General features: G+C 64.6%; 12 protein-coding genes and 3 pseudogenes. 11 read left to right on the plus strand and 4 right to left on the minus strand.

The features are described from left to right. The first annotated feature begins 63 nt into the window (after positions 1-63). Genes AC10V3_RS09260 through AC10V3_RS09270 form a run of 3 tightly spaced genes read left to right on the plus strand, consistent with a single transcriptional unit; the run spans position 64 to position 3,536 of the window. Positions 64-924, plus strand: a complete 861-nt coding sequence (locus AC10V3_RS09260; RefSeq protein WP_454751924.1) for an HTD2 family dehydratase — start codon at positions 64-66, stop codon at positions 922-924. 21 nt (positions 925-945) lie between these two features. After that, positions 946-2,136, plus strand: coding sequence for a CaiB/BaiF CoA transferase family protein (locus tag AC10V3_RS09265; protein ID WP_022534939.1), 1,191 nt, complete (start codon positions 946-948; stop codon positions 2,134-2,136). 53 nt (positions 2,137-2,189) lie between these two features. After that, positions 2,190-3,536: a class-II fumarase/aspartase family protein gene (locus AC10V3_RS09270; RefSeq protein ID WP_022534940.1), complete on the plus strand. Its 1,347-nt coding sequence runs from the start codon at positions 2,190-2,192 to the stop codon at positions 3,534-3,536. A gap of 295 nt (positions 3,537-3,831) precedes the next feature. Here the strand turns inward: AC10V3_RS09270 and AC10V3_RS09275 are convergent, their stop codons facing one another. Then, positions 3,832-4,761, minus strand: a complete 930-nt coding sequence (locus tag AC10V3_RS09275; RefSeq protein WP_022534942.1) for a LysR family transcriptional regulator — start codon at positions 4,759-4,761, stop codon at positions 3,832-3,834. Positions 4,762-4,906: 145 nt separating this feature from the next. Between AC10V3_RS09275 and AC10V3_RS09280 the strand changes: the two genes are divergently transcribed. The 5 genes from AC10V3_RS09280 to AC10V3_RS09300 all read left to right on the plus strand — a co-directional run bounded on the left by AC10V3_RS09280 (position 4,907) and on the right by AC10V3_RS09300 (position 12,023). Next, positions 4,907-5,878 (plus strand): Bug family tripartite tricarboxylate transporter substrate binding protein, encoded by a 972-nt coding sequence (locus AC10V3_RS09280; protein WP_022534943.1) that lies wholly within the window; start codon positions 4,907-4,909, stop codon positions 5,876-5,878. Position 5,879: 1 nt separating this feature from the next. Then, on the plus strand, positions 5,880-7,910 hold the full coding sequence (locus AC10V3_RS09285) for a 4-oxalomesaconate tautomerase (RefSeq protein WP_022534944.1): 2,031 nt from the start codon (positions 5,880-5,882) through the stop codon (positions 7,908-7,910). 442 nt (positions 7,911-8,352) lie between these two features. Next, positions 8,353-9,783, plus strand: coding sequence for an FAD-dependent tricarballylate dehydrogenase TcuA (gene tcuA, locus AC10V3_RS09290; RefSeq protein ID WP_349606944.1), 1,431 nt, complete (start codon positions 8,353-8,355; stop codon positions 9,781-9,783). Further along, positions 9,767-10,978 (plus strand): tricarballylate utilization 4Fe-4S protein TcuB, encoded by a 1,212-nt coding sequence (gene tcuB / locus AC10V3_RS09295; RefSeq protein WP_022534947.1) that lies wholly within the window; start codon positions 9,767-9,769, stop codon positions 10,976-10,978. The genes tcuA and tcuB overlap by 17 nt, the downstream gene beginning before the upstream one ends. A gap of 64 nt (positions 10,979-11,042) precedes the next feature. Further along, positions 11,043-12,023: a Bug family tripartite tricarboxylate transporter substrate binding protein gene (locus AC10V3_RS09300; protein ID WP_022534948.1), complete on the plus strand. Its 981-nt coding sequence runs from the start codon at positions 11,043-11,045 to the stop codon at positions 12,021-12,023. A 97-nt stretch (positions 12,024-12,120) separates the two neighbouring features. Here AC10V3_RS09300 and AC10V3_RS09305 read toward each other — a convergent pair. Then, positions 12,121-12,387, minus strand: a pseudogene (locus AC10V3_RS09305) (LysR family transcriptional regulator); the annotation flags it as partial. Between AC10V3_RS09305 and AC10V3_RS09310 the strand changes: the two are divergent. Beyond that, a pseudogene (locus AC10V3_RS09310) lies at positions 12,335-12,727 on the plus strand (tripartite tricarboxylate transporter substrate-binding protein); the annotation flags it as partial. The pseudogenes AC10V3_RS09305 and AC10V3_RS09310 overlap by 53 nt on opposite strands. Before the next feature lie 142 nt (positions 12,728-12,869). On the opposite strand, the gene AC10V3_RS09315 reads toward AC10V3_RS09310, so the two are convergent. Together AC10V3_RS09315 and AC10V3_RS09320 are read right to left on the minus strand one after the other, a co-directional pair. Beyond that, positions 12,870-14,042 (minus strand): M20 aminoacylase family protein, encoded by a 1,173-nt coding sequence (locus AC10V3_RS09315; protein WP_490923548.1) that lies wholly within the window; start codon positions 14,040-14,042, stop codon positions 12,870-12,872. A 56-nt stretch (positions 14,043-14,098) separates the two neighbouring features. Further along, complete coding sequence (locus AC10V3_RS09320; RefSeq protein ID WP_490923549.1) at positions 14,099-15,100, minus strand: tripartite tricarboxylate transporter substrate binding protein; 1,002 nt, start codon at positions 15,098-15,100, stop codon at positions 14,099-14,101. 145 nt (positions 15,101-15,245) lie between these two features. Here AC10V3_RS09320 and AC10V3_RS09325 point away from each other — a divergent pair, with 145 nt between their 5' ends. Together AC10V3_RS09325 and AC10V3_RS09330 are read left to right on the plus strand one after the other, a co-directional pair. Beyond that, complete coding sequence (locus AC10V3_RS09325) at positions 15,246-16,145, plus strand: LysR family transcriptional regulator (protein WP_022534953.1); 900 nt, start codon at positions 15,246-15,248, stop codon at positions 16,143-16,145. Between the two features lie 202 nt (positions 16,146-16,347). Continuing rightward, positions 16,348-16,506: pseudogene (locus AC10V3_RS09330) on the plus strand (acyl-CoA synthetase); the annotation flags it as partial. Positions 16,507-16,517: the final 11 nt, after the last annotated feature.

Consider the following 16,517-nt stretch of genomic DNA (forward strand, 5'->3'; position numbering starts at 1 on the left):
GCGCGCGCACTCACAATCTGGTGTAAGCATGGCCGGGCAAGCACATAAAGCAAGGAGTCATCAGTGGAAGAACAGGCAATCGACCCTAAGACATGGATCGGACGCAGCGAGCAGCGGGAGGATACGGTTACCGCCGCACCGGTCGCGGCGCTGCGGGCAACGCTGGATTATCCGGCGGCAGCGCAACTGGCGGGCACCCCACTGCCGCCACTGTGGCATTGGCTCTACTTCTTGCCCATGCATCGCCAGAGCGAGATCGGGCCGGACGGCCATGCCAGGCGCGGGGGGTTCCTGCCTCCCGTGCCGCTGCCGCGACGGATGTGGGCCGGGGGCCAGTTCGAGTTCCGCGCTCCTCTACGGGTGGGCGACCGAATCCTGCGGACCTCGACGATCGATGACGTCTCCAGCAAGGAGGGGCGGACTGGCAAACTGGTGTTCGTCAAGGTCCGTCACGAGGTGTGCGCGGAAGGGGCTGCGGAACCGGCCTTGGTGGAGTTCCACGACATCGTCTACCGCGAAGCACAGCAATCAGGCGATGTGCCGGCCCCGCCCCAGGCCGCGCTGGCGGAAGCAGCGTGGCAGCGCCAGATCGTGCCGGACGATGTCCTGCTGTTCCGCTATTCGGCGCTGACCTTCAATGGGCACCGTATCCACTATGACCGCCGCTACGTGACCGAGGTCGAGGGCTACCCTGGGCTGATCGTCCATGGCCCGTTGATCGCCACGCTGCTGCTGGATCTGCTGCGGCGAGAGTTGCCCCAGGCCGACGTGGCGAGCTTTCGCTTCCGCGCGGTACGCCCGACCTTCGACCTGCATCCGTTCCAGGTCAGCGGGCAACCGCAGGCGGACGGCAAGACTATTCGCTTGTGGGCGTCCGATCATGAGGGCTGGTTGACCATGGACGCCACCGCGGTTCTTCGCTGATTTGCCTTACGGGAAAGGATGATGCAACCCCTCAAAGACCTGACTGTCGTCACCTTCGAACACGCTATCGCGGCGCCGTTCGCCACGCGCCAGCTTGCCGACCTCGGTGCGCGTGTCATCAAGATCGAGCGGCCGGGCGTCGGCGACTTCGCTCGCGGGTACGACGAACGCGTTCGCGGCATGGCGTCGCATTTCGTCTGGACCAATCGCTCGAAGGAAAGCCTGACGCTCGACGTCAAGCATCCGGCAGCAGCGGGCGTACTAACGCGCCTGATCGAGGAGAAGGCGGACGTGGTGGTGCAGAACCTCGCGCCGGGCGCGGCAGCGCGTCTTGGACTAGGCTACGACAGGCTCTCCGTGGTCAAGCCCGAATTGATCGTCTGCGACATCTCGGGCTATGGCGACGATCCTGAGCATCCCGGGCCGTACCGCGACAAGAAGGCCTATGACCTCCTGGTCCAGAGCGAAGCTGGCTTCGTGTCGGTGACGGGAACGCCGGAAGTGCCCTGCAAGGCTGGCCCTTCGATCGCCGATATTGCCGCCGGCATGTACGCCTACACCAACATCCTGGCTGCGCTGCTGCAGCGCAGCCAGACCGGACGTGGCCAGCGCATTGACATCTCGATGTTCGAGTCGCTGACGGAATGGAACTCTTATCCCCTCTACTACGCATTCGACGGCGCGGCGCCGCCGCCGCGGACCGGTGCAAGCCACGCGACCATCTATCCGTACGGGCCTTTTCCGGCTGGAGACGGCGTCACAGTGATGTTGGGGCTGCAGAACGAGCGGGAGTGGGCGAGCTTCTGCCGGAAAGTGCTCCAGCGGCCCGAACTCATCGAAGACCCGCGCTTTAGCTCAAATTCCAAACGCGTGGCCGAACGCACGGCGTTGCGGCAGATCATCGTGGATGCCTTTGCATCCCTGACTGGTACGCAAGTGGTGGAGCGACTGGAGTTGGCGCAGACCGCGAATGCCCAGGTCAACGACATGCAGGGCGTCTGGGAGCACCCGCAACTCAGGGCGCGCGGCCGCTGGACCGAAGTTGACTCGCCCAAGGGTGCACTGCCAGCACTATTGCCGCCGGGTACATGGAACGAAGGGCCGCGCATGGACCCGATACCGGCACTGGGCCAGCACACCGACGCTATTCTCGCGGAGCTTGGATATGGGCCCCACGAAATCGCGGCGATGCACGCGGACAGCGTTGTGTGACAGTCGCCTGGCGGGCGACGATACATCTGACATTGACGGAGAGGTAAAACACTATGGCTTCCACCATCATCGACTCGCGCATCTTTGGCGACATGTTCAGCGACGTGCGCATGCGCGAGGTGTGGTCCGACGAAAACCGAACCGCGAAGTACCTGGACATTGAACGTGCGCTGGCAAAGGTGCAGGGTGAGCTTGGCATCATCCCGAAGGAAGCGGCCGACGAGATCGTCCGGAACTGTGAGCTCTCGCAGATAGACTGGGTGAAGCTCAAGGCCAAGACCGAGCAGATCGGTTATCCGATCATTGCGGTGGTCAACCAGATCAATGAAAACTGCCGGGACGGACTCGGCGAGTTCTGCCACTGGGGCGCCACTACCCAGGACATTACCGACACCGCGGCAGTGTTGCAGATGCGCGAGGGGCTCGCACTTATCGAATCGGATCTCGACGAGATCGCCGACGCGCTCGCAACGCTGGCGAAGAAGTATCGCGACACGCCGGTGATTGGCCGGTCCAACCTGCAGCAGGCCACGCCCATTACCTTTGGCTATAAGATGGCCAGCATTCTCGCCGGGATCGATCGCCATCGCGAGCGGCTGCAGCAACTTAAGCCGCGTGTGCTGATGGGGGAGTTTGGTGGGGCGTCAGGTACGTTGTCCTCGCTGCAGACGGGCGCCATGGAAACACAGGCGGAGCTGATGAAGGAGCTGGGGCTGGCGCAACCGCTGATTTCCTGGCACACGGTGCGCGATACTATCGCCGAAGTCGGGGCCTTTCTCGGACTCGTCGGCGGCTCCCTCGGCAAGATCGCCATGGACGTAAAGCTGATGATGCAGACGGAGGTCGCGGAGGTGTTCGAGCCATTCGCGCCGGGGCGCGGCTCTTCGTCAACCATGCCGCAGAAGCGCAATCCGATCTCGTGTCTGTACATCCACGCCAACATCTCGGTGGCGCGACAGCACGCGGCTGCCCTGATGGACGCCATGGTCGCCGACCACGAGCGTTCCACCGGGCCGTGGGAGATCGAATGGGTATCGCTGCCAGAGATCTTCTGCCTGATTTCCGGCGCCTTGAAGCAGGCGAAGTTCGTGTTGCAGGGATTGGAGGTCGACGCCGATCGCATGCGGGCAAATATAGACATCACGCACGGGCTGGTGATGTCCGAGGCGGTAATGATGGGTCTCGGGCCGTACATTGGCCGCGAGTACGCGCATGATCTCGTCTATGACCTTTGCCGCGAGGCCATCACCGGCAACCGGCAGCTGATCGACATTCTCGCGGCCCATCCCGAAATCAGCCGCCACGTGTCGCGCAACCAACTCGAGGCGATGTGCGATCCAAGCAACAATTTGGGGCAAGCCGGTGTGATGGTCGACCGGGTGCTGTCGAGCCGGCGCTAGGTTGCTACCCTTGGAGGTGCGGCCCGCCCAGGAAGGCGTGGTGGCGCTGGCGCTTACGACCGGCTATTCCTTCAAGACGGCCGTGCGATCTACCTGGCGTCGGTGCGCATTATCCAGCCTGAGCCCTTCACTGAACTGGCGCCAGCGAGAATTGATGCCGCTGACGCGGACCGGCAGCGGATCGGACACGCTGGTCGCCACGCTGACTGCCATCTCTTAGCCGAAGCGGTCGAGCAGAGTTTGCCGAAAACGGGACTCGGGGCCAGCCCCGCGGCAAACTGCAGCATCGCCACCGTTACCCGCCGCGCCGGCGGCCGCCAGCTTTGCGACGCCCTGACTTTATCTCGCTAAGGAAGTCGTATAACTGCTGCGCTGCAGGCGTCAGGGAGCGGCTCTTGCGACGTATCAGCCCGATCTTGCGCGTAACGACAGGGTCGGTCAGCGGAACGCTAACGAGCAGGGGGTGGTCCGGGCCCGGCATGGCGATTGATGGCACCGCGGCGATGCCAAGGCCGGCTTCCACTAAGCCCAGAGTCGTGGTGACGTGCTGGGTCTCATAGATGCTCTGCGGCAATCCTGACACGTTGGACAGCGCCTGATCCAGGAGCAGGCGGTTGCCGGAGGCCTTGCTGACCGAGATGTAGTCATATTCGGCGAGGTCTGCCCAAGTCACGTGCCGCCGCTTCGCGATCGGATGATCGCGGCGGCAGGCTGCGACGAACCGTTCCTCCAGCAAAGGGCTGAACTCGATATCCGGCTCCTGTCCCCCCACGAAGTTGATCCCGAAGTCCGCTTCGCTGCGCGACACCGCTGACAGCACCTCGTTCGCGCTGGCATCCAGGATTTTGACTCGGATCTTTGGATACTGCGCGTGGTAGCGCGAGATGACCTGCGACAGGAAGTAATAGACCGTGGACGGTACGCAAGCAATGGTCACTTCTCCCATGCGAGTGGTCGTCACGCCCCGTATGCCAAGCAGCGTCTCGTCCAGTTGGTCGAGTATCTCCTTCACCTTCCGGTCGAACTCCCGACCGACAGTCGTCAAACTCACACGCCGGGTGGTGCGGTCCAGTAAGCGCACACCCAGCGCCTCTTCAAGCTTGTCGATGCGTCGGCTGAAGGCGGGCTGGGACACATTGAGGGAGGCGGCCGCCTTGCGGAAACTGTTCAGTTCGGCCACCGCGCGAAATGCCTGCAGATCGTTGAGGTTGAAGTTGATGGTCATCGGTGTTTTCTCCGTGCATTGTCACTGATGCTCAGTGTGCATCAATTGATCCTAAAAACTCAATTCACTAAATAGCGGGAAACGACGACCATGCGTATGCGGCCGGGCAGGCCGACGACAGAACGACATTAGACGGAGCAGACAGATGCAATCAACCAAGCGACTTTTCCTCGGCAGCCTTGTCATCGCGGCGGCGCTCGGGAGTACTGGCGCCCTGGGGGCCTACCCGGAAAAGCGAATCACACTGGTCGTGCCCACTGCGGCGGGAGGCGCCAACGACGCCATGGCGCGCGTGGTCGGCCAGGCCATGTCGTCGATCCTCAAGCAAACAATCGTGGTGGACAACAAGGCGGGAGCCAACGGGGCAATTGCAAGCGAGTTCGTGATGCGCGCACCCCCCGATGGTTACACGCTGCTGCTCGGCTACGTGGCCACGCACGCGATGAATCCCGCGCTGCAGACGCTACGCTATGACCCGGTCAAGGATTTCGTGCCGGTCGGCATGGTCGGTTCTTCGGCAACCGTGATGGTGGTCAATCCAAGTCTGAAGGCGACCGACGCAAAGACGGTGGTGGCGTTGCTCAAGGCGGCACCGGGGAAGCTCAGCTACGCCTCTGCCGGCAATGGGACAGCCCCTCACTTTGCGGCCGAAATGTTCAAGCTCTCCACCGGCACAAACATGCTTCATGTGCCCTATAAGGGATCAGCTCCCGCGATCAACGACACGGTTGCCGGACAGACCCAAGTGATGTTTCCGAGTCTTTTTACCGCGTTGCCGCAGTTGAAGAACGGCAAGCTGAAGGCCGTTGGCATCGCGGGCAGCAGGCGCTCGGCGCTGATGCCGGACCTGCCGACCTTGAAGGAACAAGGTATCAACGATGTCGACGTCTCACAGTGGTACGCCATCTTTGCACCGGCCAACACGCCGGCGCCAGTCGTCGAGGCGCTGAACAAGGCGCTCAATCAGGCGCTTGCCGACAAGAACGTGGCGCAGCGCCTGGAAGGCCAGGGCGCGGAAGTTACGGCCATGACAACTAGCCAAATGCGCACCTTCATGCAGCAGGAGCAGGTCAAGTGGAAATCGGTGGTTCACGCGGCAAAGCTGAAGGCGGACTGAGATGAGCAAGACCATACCTTGCGTGCTGATGCGCGCCGGCACCTCACGCGGGCCGTTCTTCCTGCGGGAATGGCTACCGGAAGGCGACGAGGCGCGCGACCAGGCGCTGATTGGCGCCATCGGCGCATCGGACCCGCTGCAACTCGATGGCGTCGGCGGTGGCAGTACGCTCAACAGCAAGGTCGCGATCGTGTCGCGATCCACGCAACCCGGGTGTGACCTGGACTACCTGTTCGCGCAGGTCGGGGTCGGCAACTGCTCGGTGGACACGCGGCCGAACTGCGGCAATATGCTGTCCGGCGTTGCCCCTTTCGCCATCGAGCAGGGGCTAATCCCTGCCCAGCATGGATCCACCCGCGTGCGCGTTCACAACGTCAATACCGGCGCCAGGATCGACGTGACGGTACGTACGCCGGGAGGCCGGATCAGCTACGACGGCGACACCCGGATCGATGGCGTCGCCGGCACCGGGGCGCCGATCTTGCTCGACTTCCTCGACGCGTGGGGCGCCGTGACCGGCAAGGTTTTCCCCACTGGCAACCGCATCGACCTGATCAATGGCATCGAGGTGACCTGCATCGACGCGGCCATGCCCCTGATGATTGTTCGGGCGCGCGACCTTGGAGTCAGTGGGCGCGAGGCACCGGCCACACTTGACAATGACGCCGCGTTGCTCGAGCGCTTGGAGGCGCTGCGGTTGCGGGCCGGACAGATGATGGGACTCGGCGATGTTTCCGAGAGCGTCATTCCAAAGCCCGTGCTGGTCAGTCCCGGCGACTCGCCGGATAGCATCACGTCGCGCTACTTCACGCCGCGCAAATGCCATGCGTCTCATGCCGTCACGGGCGCCATCGGCGTGGCCAGCGCATTCGCATTGCCGGGCACGGTGGCGAGTGAATGCCGTCGGCAGCCCGGTCGCCACGCATTGGTGGTCTTACATCCAGCGGGACGGATCGAGGTGGAGGTTGAACTGGAAGGTGAGGGCGAAGAGGCGATTGTGACCCGTGCAGCACTCGTTCGCACGGCCCGCAAGATCATGGACGGCCAGCTTCACCTGCCAGACTATGTTTTCTCGCGACCAGAGCAGGTAGGTGAGGCAACTCAGGTATCGCGACCAAAACCCCTTCGGATCATCGTGCCCACGCGCGCCGGCGGTGGCAACGATGCGGTGGCGCACCTCATCGGCGCGCGGCTTGGGCGACTGCTGGGGCAGGAGGTGGTCATAGACAACCGTGCCGGCGCCAACGGCGGGATAGCCTGTGAGTATGTGGCACGAGCGCTTCCAGATGGACAGACCCTGTTGCTCGGCTATGTCGGAACCCACGCGATGAATCCCGCGCTCCAGGAAGTCGCGTACGATCCCGTCGGCAGCTTCGCACCGATAGGGCTGATCGGATCGTCGCCGATACTGCTGGTAGGAAATCCCGCGCAGACGCCGGCCGACCTGTACACACTGATCGCCAGCCTGAAGCATGCGCCACGAAGCCTCAGATATGCTTCCGCGGGCGACGGGACGCCGCCGCACTTCGCTGCCGAGTTGTTCCAGTTGGCCACCGGCACGTCGATGCGCGGTATCACATTCGAGGGGGCCGCACCCGCGATCGCATCGACCATCGATGGACGATCCCAGCTCATGTTCTCCAGTCTCCTTACCGCTTATCGGCCGCTGCGCGCGGGCCAGTTGCATGCACTGGCGGTCGCCGCTCCACAACGCCTTCCCGGCCTGCCAGAGGTGCCGACGCTTGCGGAAGTCGGCGTCGCGGGGATGGAAATGGCGCAGTGGTACGCTCTATTCGCGCCTGCAGAGACTCCCGCTACGAAGGTGGATGAACTGAACCACGCTTTGGGTGAAGTTCTGAAGGATCCGGAGGTTAAAGCAGGCTTCGAGAGCTATGGCGCGGTACCCGAGCCTGGCCGCCCTGAACTGCTTGCCGCACGCGTGGAGGCTGAGTTGGCACGCTGGCGGCGCGTCGTTCGGGAATCGTCCTTGGCCCCGTCGCCGAACGGCGCTGAGCCATTGCAGCAGTTTTAAGAGCCGTGCTGATGCGCATGCGCGCGTGGTCGACCCGGCCGATAAGTGTTTCGGCCGGCAGTACAACGTCACTGGCATTTTCTAATCACATCTTTCCTCGACATGTAACCATGAACGCCGCTCAGTCAGATGGCACCCGCTCGTTTGAAGGAATTCCGATGGACCGAGATACTTCGCCTTCAGTGCCACCTTCCGGTGGGGCGTTGCCAGTTGTAGTCAAGCTTCTCCTCCAGCAGGCTGAGGACGATGATCTCCGGAACGTCGCCTTACTCGGATACAACTGACGCTCCGAACAGATGCGGCAAGAACGTCGCCCCTCTCACCCGCCAACTTCGACCACCGCCGCCCCGACCCTTCACAAAAACTGAACACGTCTTAATCACCGTCATCTTTCGTCGCCGCCGGGCTTTGCTTACAGTCGAGCCCACAAGGAGATTCCCCCATGAAAGATGTGCTGGTGATCGGCGGCGGCAATGCCGCGCTGTGCGCCGCGTTGATGGCGCGCGAGGCGGGTGCCTCGGTGCTGCTGCTGGAGGGCTCGCCGCGCGAATGGCGCGGCGGCAATTCGCAACACACCCGCAACCTGCGCTGCATGCACGAGGCCCCGCAGGATGTGCTGGTCGACGCCTACCCGGAAGAGGAATACTGGCAGGACCTGCTGAAGGTGACGGGTGGCATCACCAACGAGTATCTGGCGCGCATGACAATCCGTGCATCGTCGCGTTGCCGAGGCTGGATGCGCCGTCATGGCGTCCATTTTCAGCCGCCGCTGTCTGGCGCGCTGCATGTGGCCCGCACCAATGCCTTCTTCATGGGCGGCGGCAAGGCACTCGTCAACGTCTATTTCCGCAGTGCCGAGACACTTGGTGTCGAGATCCGCTACGACACCCCGGTTGTTGCCATTGAGCGCGACGGCGACCGTTTCGTCGCGGCCGTGACCGCTACCGGCGAACGCATCGAGGCCAGGAGCTGCGTGCTGGGCGCCGGCGGTTTCGAGTCGAACCGGGATTGGCTGCGCGAAGCCTGGGGCCAGAATGAACGCGGCGAGTGGCCGTCGGACAACTTCCTGATCCGGGGCACGCGCTTCAACCAGGGCGTGCTGCTGCGCCATATGATCGACGCAGGCGCCGACGCGATCGGCGATCCGACCCAGGCCCATATGGTGGCCATCGACGCACGCGCACCGCTCTATGACGGCGGCATCTGCACGCGGATCGACTGTGTTTCGCTCGGCGTGGTCGTCAATCGCGACGGGGAACGCTTCTACGATGAGGGCGAGGACTTCTGGCCCAAGCGATATGCTATCTGGGGCCGTCTGGTAGCGCAGCAGCCGGGGCAGATCGGTTTCTCGATCATCGACCAGAAGGCCATCGGCCGCTTCATGCCGCCGGTCTTCCCGGGCACGACCGCCGATACGCTCGACGAACTGGCGCGCAAGCTCGGCGTGCCGGAAGCCGCCTTCGTGCGAACCGTGGAAGCCTTCAACGCCAAGTGCCGGCCCGGCACGTTCGACCACACGGTGCTGGACGATTGCGCCACCGAGGGCATCGCACCGGCCAAGACGCACTGGGCGCGGCCGCTCGACACGCCGCCCTACATCGGCTACGCGCTGCGCCCCGGCGTGACCTTCACTTACCTGGGCCTCAAGGTCAACGAGCGGGCGCAGGTCCACTTCGATGGCCGGCCGAGCCCGAACCTGTTCGTTGCCGGCGAAATGATGGCCGGCAACGTGCTGGGTAAGGGCTATACCGCCGGCGTCGGCATGGCGATCGGCACGGCTTTTGGCCGCATCGCAGGCGTGAGCGCCGCGCGTGCCTGCGGTTTCCGACATCTCGATTTCGACATGGAGCAGCCCAATGCCATCGCTCGCTGAGCTGGTCGATCAGGCTCGTGCCGACGCGCAAGGCGTGGGCGGCACAGACCGACGCGTGATTCCGATTCATCCCGTATTGCCGCTGACGGCTGCCGAGGGCGAAGTCGCGCGCATCCTGCAGATCTGCAATGCCTGCCGCTATTGCGAAGGCTTCTGCGCGGTTTTCCCCGCCATGACGCGGCGGCTCGAGTTTGGCCGTGCCGATGTGCACTATATGGCCAACCTCTGCCACAACTGCGGGGCCTGCCTGCATGCCTGCCAGTACGCGCCGCCGCACGAGTTCGCCGTCAACATCCCGGCAGCGATGGCGGAAGTCCGTGGCCAGACCTACCAGGACTATGCGTGGCCGCTAGCGCTCGGCAAGCTGTACCGGCGCAATGGCCTCGCCTTGTCGCTGGCCCTTGCGCTCAGCCTGACACTGTTCCTGCTGATGGCTGTGGCGCTTAACGGTACGCTGTGGGGTGGTCCTGCCACCGGAAATTTCTATGCGCTGTTCCCGCATAACCTGCTGGTGTCGATGTTTGCGCCGGTGTTCGGGTTCGTTGTGCTTGCGCTGGCAATGGGGGTGCGCAGGTTCTGGCGCGAAGTCACCCCCGCGACCAGCGGTGCGCCAGTGAGCGCGCCGGCGGCGGCGGAGGCCGGTTCCGCCGTACTGCGGCTGAAATACCTGGACGGCGGTCACGGTGCCGGCTGCAACAATGCCGACGATGGCTTCACGCTTTCGCGCCGACGTTTCCATCACCTGACGTTCTACGGCTTCCTGCTGTGCTTTGCCGCAACTGCCGTGGCGACGATCTATCACTATGCCTTCGGCTGGCACGCGCCATACGAATTACCGAGCCTGCCCAAGGTGCTCGGTGCCGTCGGCGGCGTCAGCCTCGCGATCGGCACCGCAGGTCTCGGCTGGCTCAACCTGCAACGTCACTGCTTGCACCTGGCCCACGGCCAGCGGCCGATGGACCTCGGCTTCATCGCCTTGCTGTTCCTGACCGCCACCAGCGGCCTGGCGCTGTGGCTGGGCCGCGGCACGCCGGCGATGGCCATCCTGCTATGCCTGCACCTAGGGGCGGTGATGGCGCTATTCGCCACCCTGCCTTACGGCAAGTTTGCCCACGGCGTTTTTCGCAGTGCCGCGCTGCTGCGCCATGCGGTCGAGAAACGCCGGCCGAACCCGGTCGGGCTCGGGGCGGACTGATCGCCCGGCCGGCCATTGGCCAATTCTCACGCCCTTCCAGAATGACAATACGGAGACCGATTCGATGAACCGTCGACTGATCTTGCGCGCTACCTCGTTGGCAGCGCTCTGTTTTCCCCTTTCATCGGGCATTGCGCAAGCGCAGCCCATCGCCGGCGGCAAGCCGGTCACGCTGGTGGTCGGCTTTGCGGCCGGCGGCGCCGCCGATGCCGCCGCGCGGCTGATCGCCAAGAAGCTGGCGGACAACCTCGGCCAGCCGGTAGTCGTCGACAACCGTGGCGGTGCTGGCGGCAATATCGCCCACCAGCTGGTGGCCCGCGGTCCGGCAGACGGCAGCATGCTGCTGTTCGGCTCGATCGGGCCGCTGACCATCGCGCCACACCTGATGACGCTGCCCTACGATCCGTTCAAGGACCTGGCCCCCGTATCGGGCGGCGTGAACTTTCCCAATATGCTGGTGGTGCACAAGGGCGCCGGCGTGAAGAACCTGGCCGAGTTCGTCGCGCTGGCGAAGAAGAAGCCCGGTGCCGTGGACTACGCGTCCACCGGCGCTGGCTCCGCATCCCATCTGGCGGGCGAACTGTTCAACCAGCGTGCTGGCATCGAGATGGTCCATATTCCGTACAAGGGCGGTGCACCAGCACTGCAGGATTTGCTTGGCCAGCGTGTGACGTCGTACTTTGCGGCACCGCCGACTGCGATGCCGCAGGTCGAGGCCGGCAAGCTGGTGCCGCTGGCCACTACCGGCCCGGTGCGACCGGCCTACCTGCCGAACGTCCCCACCGTGGCGGAATCCGGCTACCCCGGCTTCGAGGCGCTGAACTGGTATGCCTTCGTGGCCCCGGGAAAGACGCCGGGGTCCGTCCTCGATCGCTGGAATCAGGAGATCGTCAAGGTGCTGAACGACGCGGAGGTGAAAGACGCCCTGAACAAGCATGGCCTGACTCCGCAGCCGACCACGCGGCCGGAACTGCTTGCCTTCATGAAGAAGGAAAGTGCAAAGTGGAGCGCGATTGTCAAGGAGCGAAAGATCACGGTTGATTGAGCCTGGGGATCGAACCGTCGCATCGCGTCGTGCAGATGCGGCTGGTGGCGGATCATGCTGGTCAGGCTGATGGCGGCATTGCGGCACCATCTCGATCTCACTCCTTGTGGAGCGTCGCACCGAACCACGCACCGTCGCGCACCAGGCTGCGCGCGGTATCGGCCAGCACGACCCGCGCCGCCAGCGCCGCAGGCGACAGTTCGTCGTCGGAAAGGCTGGCCAGCATGTTGTGCCGTCCAACCTGGGCGTCGACTACCAGCGAGCGGACCAGCGTCGGATCATTGAGGCGCGCGGTCGCTGCGCCCGGCTGGATGGTGGCACCGAAGCCGGCGCGCACCGCATCCATCGGCAAGAGCGTGAAGCCGCAGGTGGTCGTCGAAAACTATGGCGGCGGCACCGGGGTAATCGGCGCCAACAAGGTGCTGGCCGCGCCGGCCGACGGGTATACCTTCTTCCACGGCTCGATCAACGAGGTGTTCCTGTCCCCGTTACTGAATCCGGCAGCCCGCTATAAGCCCGAGGACTTGATGCTGGCGGCCCCCATCAGCGACGCCAATATCTTGCTACTCGTGCGCAACTGCCTGCCGGCCGACACGCTGGACAAATTCCTCGAACTGGCGAAGCAGAATAAGAGCAAGCCGCTGACCTACGCAACGGTCGGCATCGACTCGATCTATCACCTTATCGGCGACGCCCTCGGCGCGCATTGCCATCAGGCGCGTCATGTTCACCGACGGCGCCTAGTCGCGTACCACATTGATCAAGCGTGGTGGGCGCTTGGACGAGGTCAAGGATTTCACCTTGACCTTTTTGTTTCCGGCGCGCGTCACGGCAGTTGCGCAAGCTTCAGTCCGTCAGGAAACGCTGCGCCAGCAGGGTCCAGTAGGCCGCGCCGATGGCGATGTTGTCGTCGTTGAAGTCGTAGCCCGGGTTGTGCACCATGCAGGCGCCCGCGCTGTCGCCGTCGCCATTGCCGATCAGCAGGTAGCTGCCCGGGCAGCGCTCCAGCATGAAGGCGAAGTCCTCGCTGCCCGGCAGCGCCGGACCTTGCAGCACGACACCGTCCGCTCCCAGCAGTTCGAGCGCCGTGCGGCGCGCGAATTCGGTCTCCTGCGCCGTATTGACGAGCACCGCGTAGCCCTGCCGGTAGTCGATCTCCGCGCGCACGCCATAGCTTTCCGCCTGCGCCTGCACCAGGGCCTTGATGCGCCGCTCCAGCGTGGCGCGCACTTCCCGGTCCAGCGCGCGTACGCTGATCTCCAGCGTGGCCTCCTGCGGAATCACGTTGTTGGCGCGGCCGGCGTGCATGGCGCCGACGGTTACCACTGCCATCTGCAGAGGATCGACGTTGCGCGCGACCACGGTCTGCAGGGCTAGCACGATGCCGGCCGCCGCCACCAGCGGATCGGCCGCGCGGTGGGGCAGGGCGCCGTGGCCGCCCACGCCCCGCAGGGTGACGGTCGCGTAGTCCGACGAGGCCATCGTCGGCCCCTCGCGCAGCACCAGCTTGCCCTGCGGCATGCCCGGCATATTGTGCATGGCGAACACGGCGTCGCAGGGGTACTTCTCGAACAGTCCTTCCTCGATCATGCGCAGGGCGCCGCCCAGGCCTTCCTCCGCAGGCTGGAAGATCAGGTGGAGCGTGCCCGAGAACTCCCCCGCCCGCGCCAGGTATTCGGCGGCGCACAGCAGCATGGCGGTATGGCCGTCGTGTCCGCAGGCATGCATCACGCCGGCGTGGCGGCTGGCATAGGGCAGCCCGTTCGCCTCGTCAATCGGCAGGGCATCCATGTCGGCCCGCAGGCCAAGCCGGCGCTTGCCGTTGCCGCGCCGCAGCGTGCCGACCACGCCGGTGCCGCTGCCGCGCTCGACTTCGTAGCCCCATTCCACAAGGCATTTCGCGACGGCGTCGCTGGTGCGATGCTCCTGGAAGCCGAGCTCGGGATGCTGATGGAGATCGCGCCGCAACGCGATGAACTTGTCTGCGCCCGCGCGCAGCGATTCCAGGACGGCATGCATGGGGTTTCCCTTTTTTTGTCGGGTGAGGGCCGTGATGCGTGAGGTGCGTCGGCGCGTTACTGGGGCTGAAGCCCAATGGCCTTGGCCAGGCCGCGATAGCGTGCGGTTTCGCTCTCATAGAAACGGGCCGCTTCCTGCAGCGACATCGGTGCGGCCACCAGTTGCATCTGGGTTTCCAGGCCCGCGCGCACGGCGGGATCCTGGAGCACGTTGCCGAGCGCCTGGTTCAGGCGCTGGACCACGTCGGGCGGCGTTCCCTTCTTGACCATGACGCCAGTCCAGATGGTGAAGGCGAAGTTCTTGAGCAGCTTGCCTTCGCTGATGGTCGGCTCATTGGGCAGCAGCGCGGGACGGTTGGCGCCCACGGTGGCCAGCAGCTTCAGCCGCCCCTGCTGCGCCATGGCGCCGAGCGCGGCATTGAAGGGCACGATGGCGAAGTCCAGCTGGCCACCACCGATGTCCTGGACCAATGGCGCCGCGCCCTTGTATGGCACGTGGGTCATCCTGGTGCCGGTGAGCTGCTGCATGTGTTCGACCAGGATGTGGTACAGGGAGCCCACTCCCACGCTGCCGTAGGACAAGGGCCTGTCCTTGCGGCTGCGCGCCAGCGTGATCAGTTCGTCGGAGGAATTGGCCTCCAGGTCCTTGCGCGCAACCAGCGCCAACACCGCGGTGGAGATGGGCTGCACCAACTGGAAGTCTTCGGCCTGCAGCTTAACCGCGGCGTTTGCCAGCGGGGAAAGAATGACCTCGTTGGGTGAACCCTGAAACACGTAGTAGCCGTCGCCCGGGGCGGACGGTACCTTCTGCGCGGCGATGGCGCCGCTGACGCCGCCCAGGTTTTCCACCAGCACGGTTTGGCCGAGCTGCTTGCCGATGGGCTGGCTCAGCACCCGGGCGATCGCGTCAGAAGCGCCGCCGGCGGGGTAGGGAACCATCAGCGCGATCGGCTTGGCCGGATAGGGTCCGGGTCCGCTCGCGGCAGCGCAAGCGGCGCCGGCCAGCGAGGCGGTGAGCAGGCCGGCCAGCAGGCGGCACAGGCGTCGTGTGAGGTACATCGTTGTCTCCTGTTGAAGGTGCCAGGTCTTGTGCTTGCCCCGGTCGGGGACGCATGGCTGCGAGCCATGTTAGGAAGGCCGTCCCGCGATGTCCAATGCATCATTTTTTGCATTATCATTACAAAATTGCATACGAGACGGCCGCATGAACCTGATTCAGCTCAAGCATCTGATTGCGCTGGCCGAAACCGGCTCTTTCAGCCAAGCTGCGGCGCGGCTGCACCTGACGCAACCGGCCCTCAGCCGCAGCATCCAGGCGCTGGAATCGGAGCTGGGCATGTCCCTGGTGGACCGCATCGGCAAGCGCAACGAGTTGACGCCGTTCGGGCAACTGGCGCTGGAGAGAGCGCGGCGAATCGCTTTCGAGGCCGGCGAGCTGAAGCAGAGTGCGCGCGACCTGCAAGCCGGGGAGGCGGGCATGCTGCGCATCGGGTTCGGGTCGGGGCCGGGCGCCATGCTGATGACGCCCTTCCTGGTCCATATGGGCAGGCACCATCCGAAGGTCCGACTCACCATCTCCCGCGGCGCCACCAATCTGCAGCTGCAGCAGTTGCGCGGCCGCGCACTGGACGGCATCGTGATCGACCTGCGCTCGCTGGTGCCGGGCTCCGATCTGAACGTGGAACGGCTGCCGGACCTGCGTGCCGGCTTCATCTGCCGCAGCGGCCATCCGTTGCACCAGCTGGCGTGCGTGCGCTTCGAAGATCTGCTGGCCTATCCGATCGCTTCAAGCCCGCTGTCGGACGAGGTGGCGCGCATCCTGGTCGCCCACTTCGGGCCGCGCGCACATCCGGATGAAATGGTCACGTTGCGCTGCGAGGAAATCGCCAGCCTGGTGGAAGCGGCCCGGAAGACCGATGCCGTCTTCCTCGGCATCATCGCGGCCGCGCGCGAGCCAATTGCGAGGGGGGAGCTGGCGGAACTGGTGCTGACGCCGCCCCTGCATACCAACGCGCAGTTCGCCCTGATCACCTTGCAGGGGCGGACCGAGACGCCCGCAATGCAGACGCTGCGGACGTTCATGGCACAGAGGATGCGGGAGTAGCGGCGCCGGCGGGCTCGGGGATCCACGTCTGCGCGACCGCGGCTGCGCCCGGTCCGGCTCCGTTCGAACTGCCCCGGCGGCCGTCCCCTGTGTGGGCAAGATCGAGGAACAATTCCCGCGCCGGAACAGGTCGGTGGCACGCACGATCGGTGTGGAACTGACATCGACCTCGATTACCCCCATGGGCGCGTCCAGCTTCAAATGGCTCGTCGGCGGCGGTGAGCGTACGCCGGAAGAGCGCATCCGGGAATTCTCCGGCCTGTTCACGAACGCGCGATATGTGGATGCCTATGGCCTGACGGAGACGTGTTCAGGCGACACGATGATGGAAGCCGGGCGGGAGACTGACAAGATCGGCTCGGGGCAGAAGAA

The sequence above is a fragment of the Cupriavidus sp. PB-02 genome (assembly GCF_058252315.1).

Bases quoted from the DNA above. Each gene is read 5' to 3' on its own strand.
- AC10V3_RS09275 (WP_022534942.1), bottom strand. From the start codon at position 4,761: ATGACCATCAACTTCAACCTCAACGATCTGCAGGCATTTCGCGCGGTG.
- AC10V3_RS09320 (WP_490923549.1), bottom strand. From the start codon at position 15,100: ATGTACCTCACACGACGCCTGTGCCGCCTGCTGGCCGGCCTGCTCACC.
- AC10V3_RS09315 (WP_490923548.1), bottom strand. From the start codon at position 14,042: ATGCATGCCGTCCTGGAATCGCTGCGCGCGGGCGCAGACAAGTTCATC.
- AC10V3_RS09270 (WP_022534940.1), top strand. From the start codon at position 2,190: ATGGCTTCCACCATCATCGACTCGCGCATCTTTGGCGACATGTTCAGC.
- AC10V3_RS09325 (WP_022534953.1), top strand. From the start codon at position 15,246: ATGAACCTGATTCAGCTCAAGCATCTGATTGCGCTGGCCGAAACCGGC.
- AC10V3_RS09300 (WP_022534948.1), top strand. From the start codon at position 11,043: ATGAACCGTCGACTGATCTTGCGCGCTACCTCGTTGGCAGCGCTCTGT.
- AC10V3_RS09280 (WP_022534943.1), top strand. From the start codon at position 4,907: ATGCAATCAACCAAGCGACTTTTCCTCGGCAGCCTTGTCATCGCGGCG.
- tcuA (WP_349606944.1), top strand. From the start codon at position 8,353: ATGAAAGATGTGCTGGTGATCGGCGGCGGCAATGCCGCGCTGTGCGCC.
- AC10V3_RS09265 (WP_022534939.1), top strand. From the start codon at position 946: ATGCAACCCCTCAAAGACCTGACTGTCGTCACCTTCGAACACGCTATC.
- AC10V3_RS09285 (WP_022534944.1), top strand. From the start codon at position 5,880: ATGAGCAAGACCATACCTTGCGTGCTGATGCGCGCCGGCACCTCACGC.
- tcuB (WP_022534947.1), top strand. From the start codon at position 9,767: ATGCCATCGCTCGCTGAGCTGGTCGATCAGGCTCGTGCCGACGCGCAA.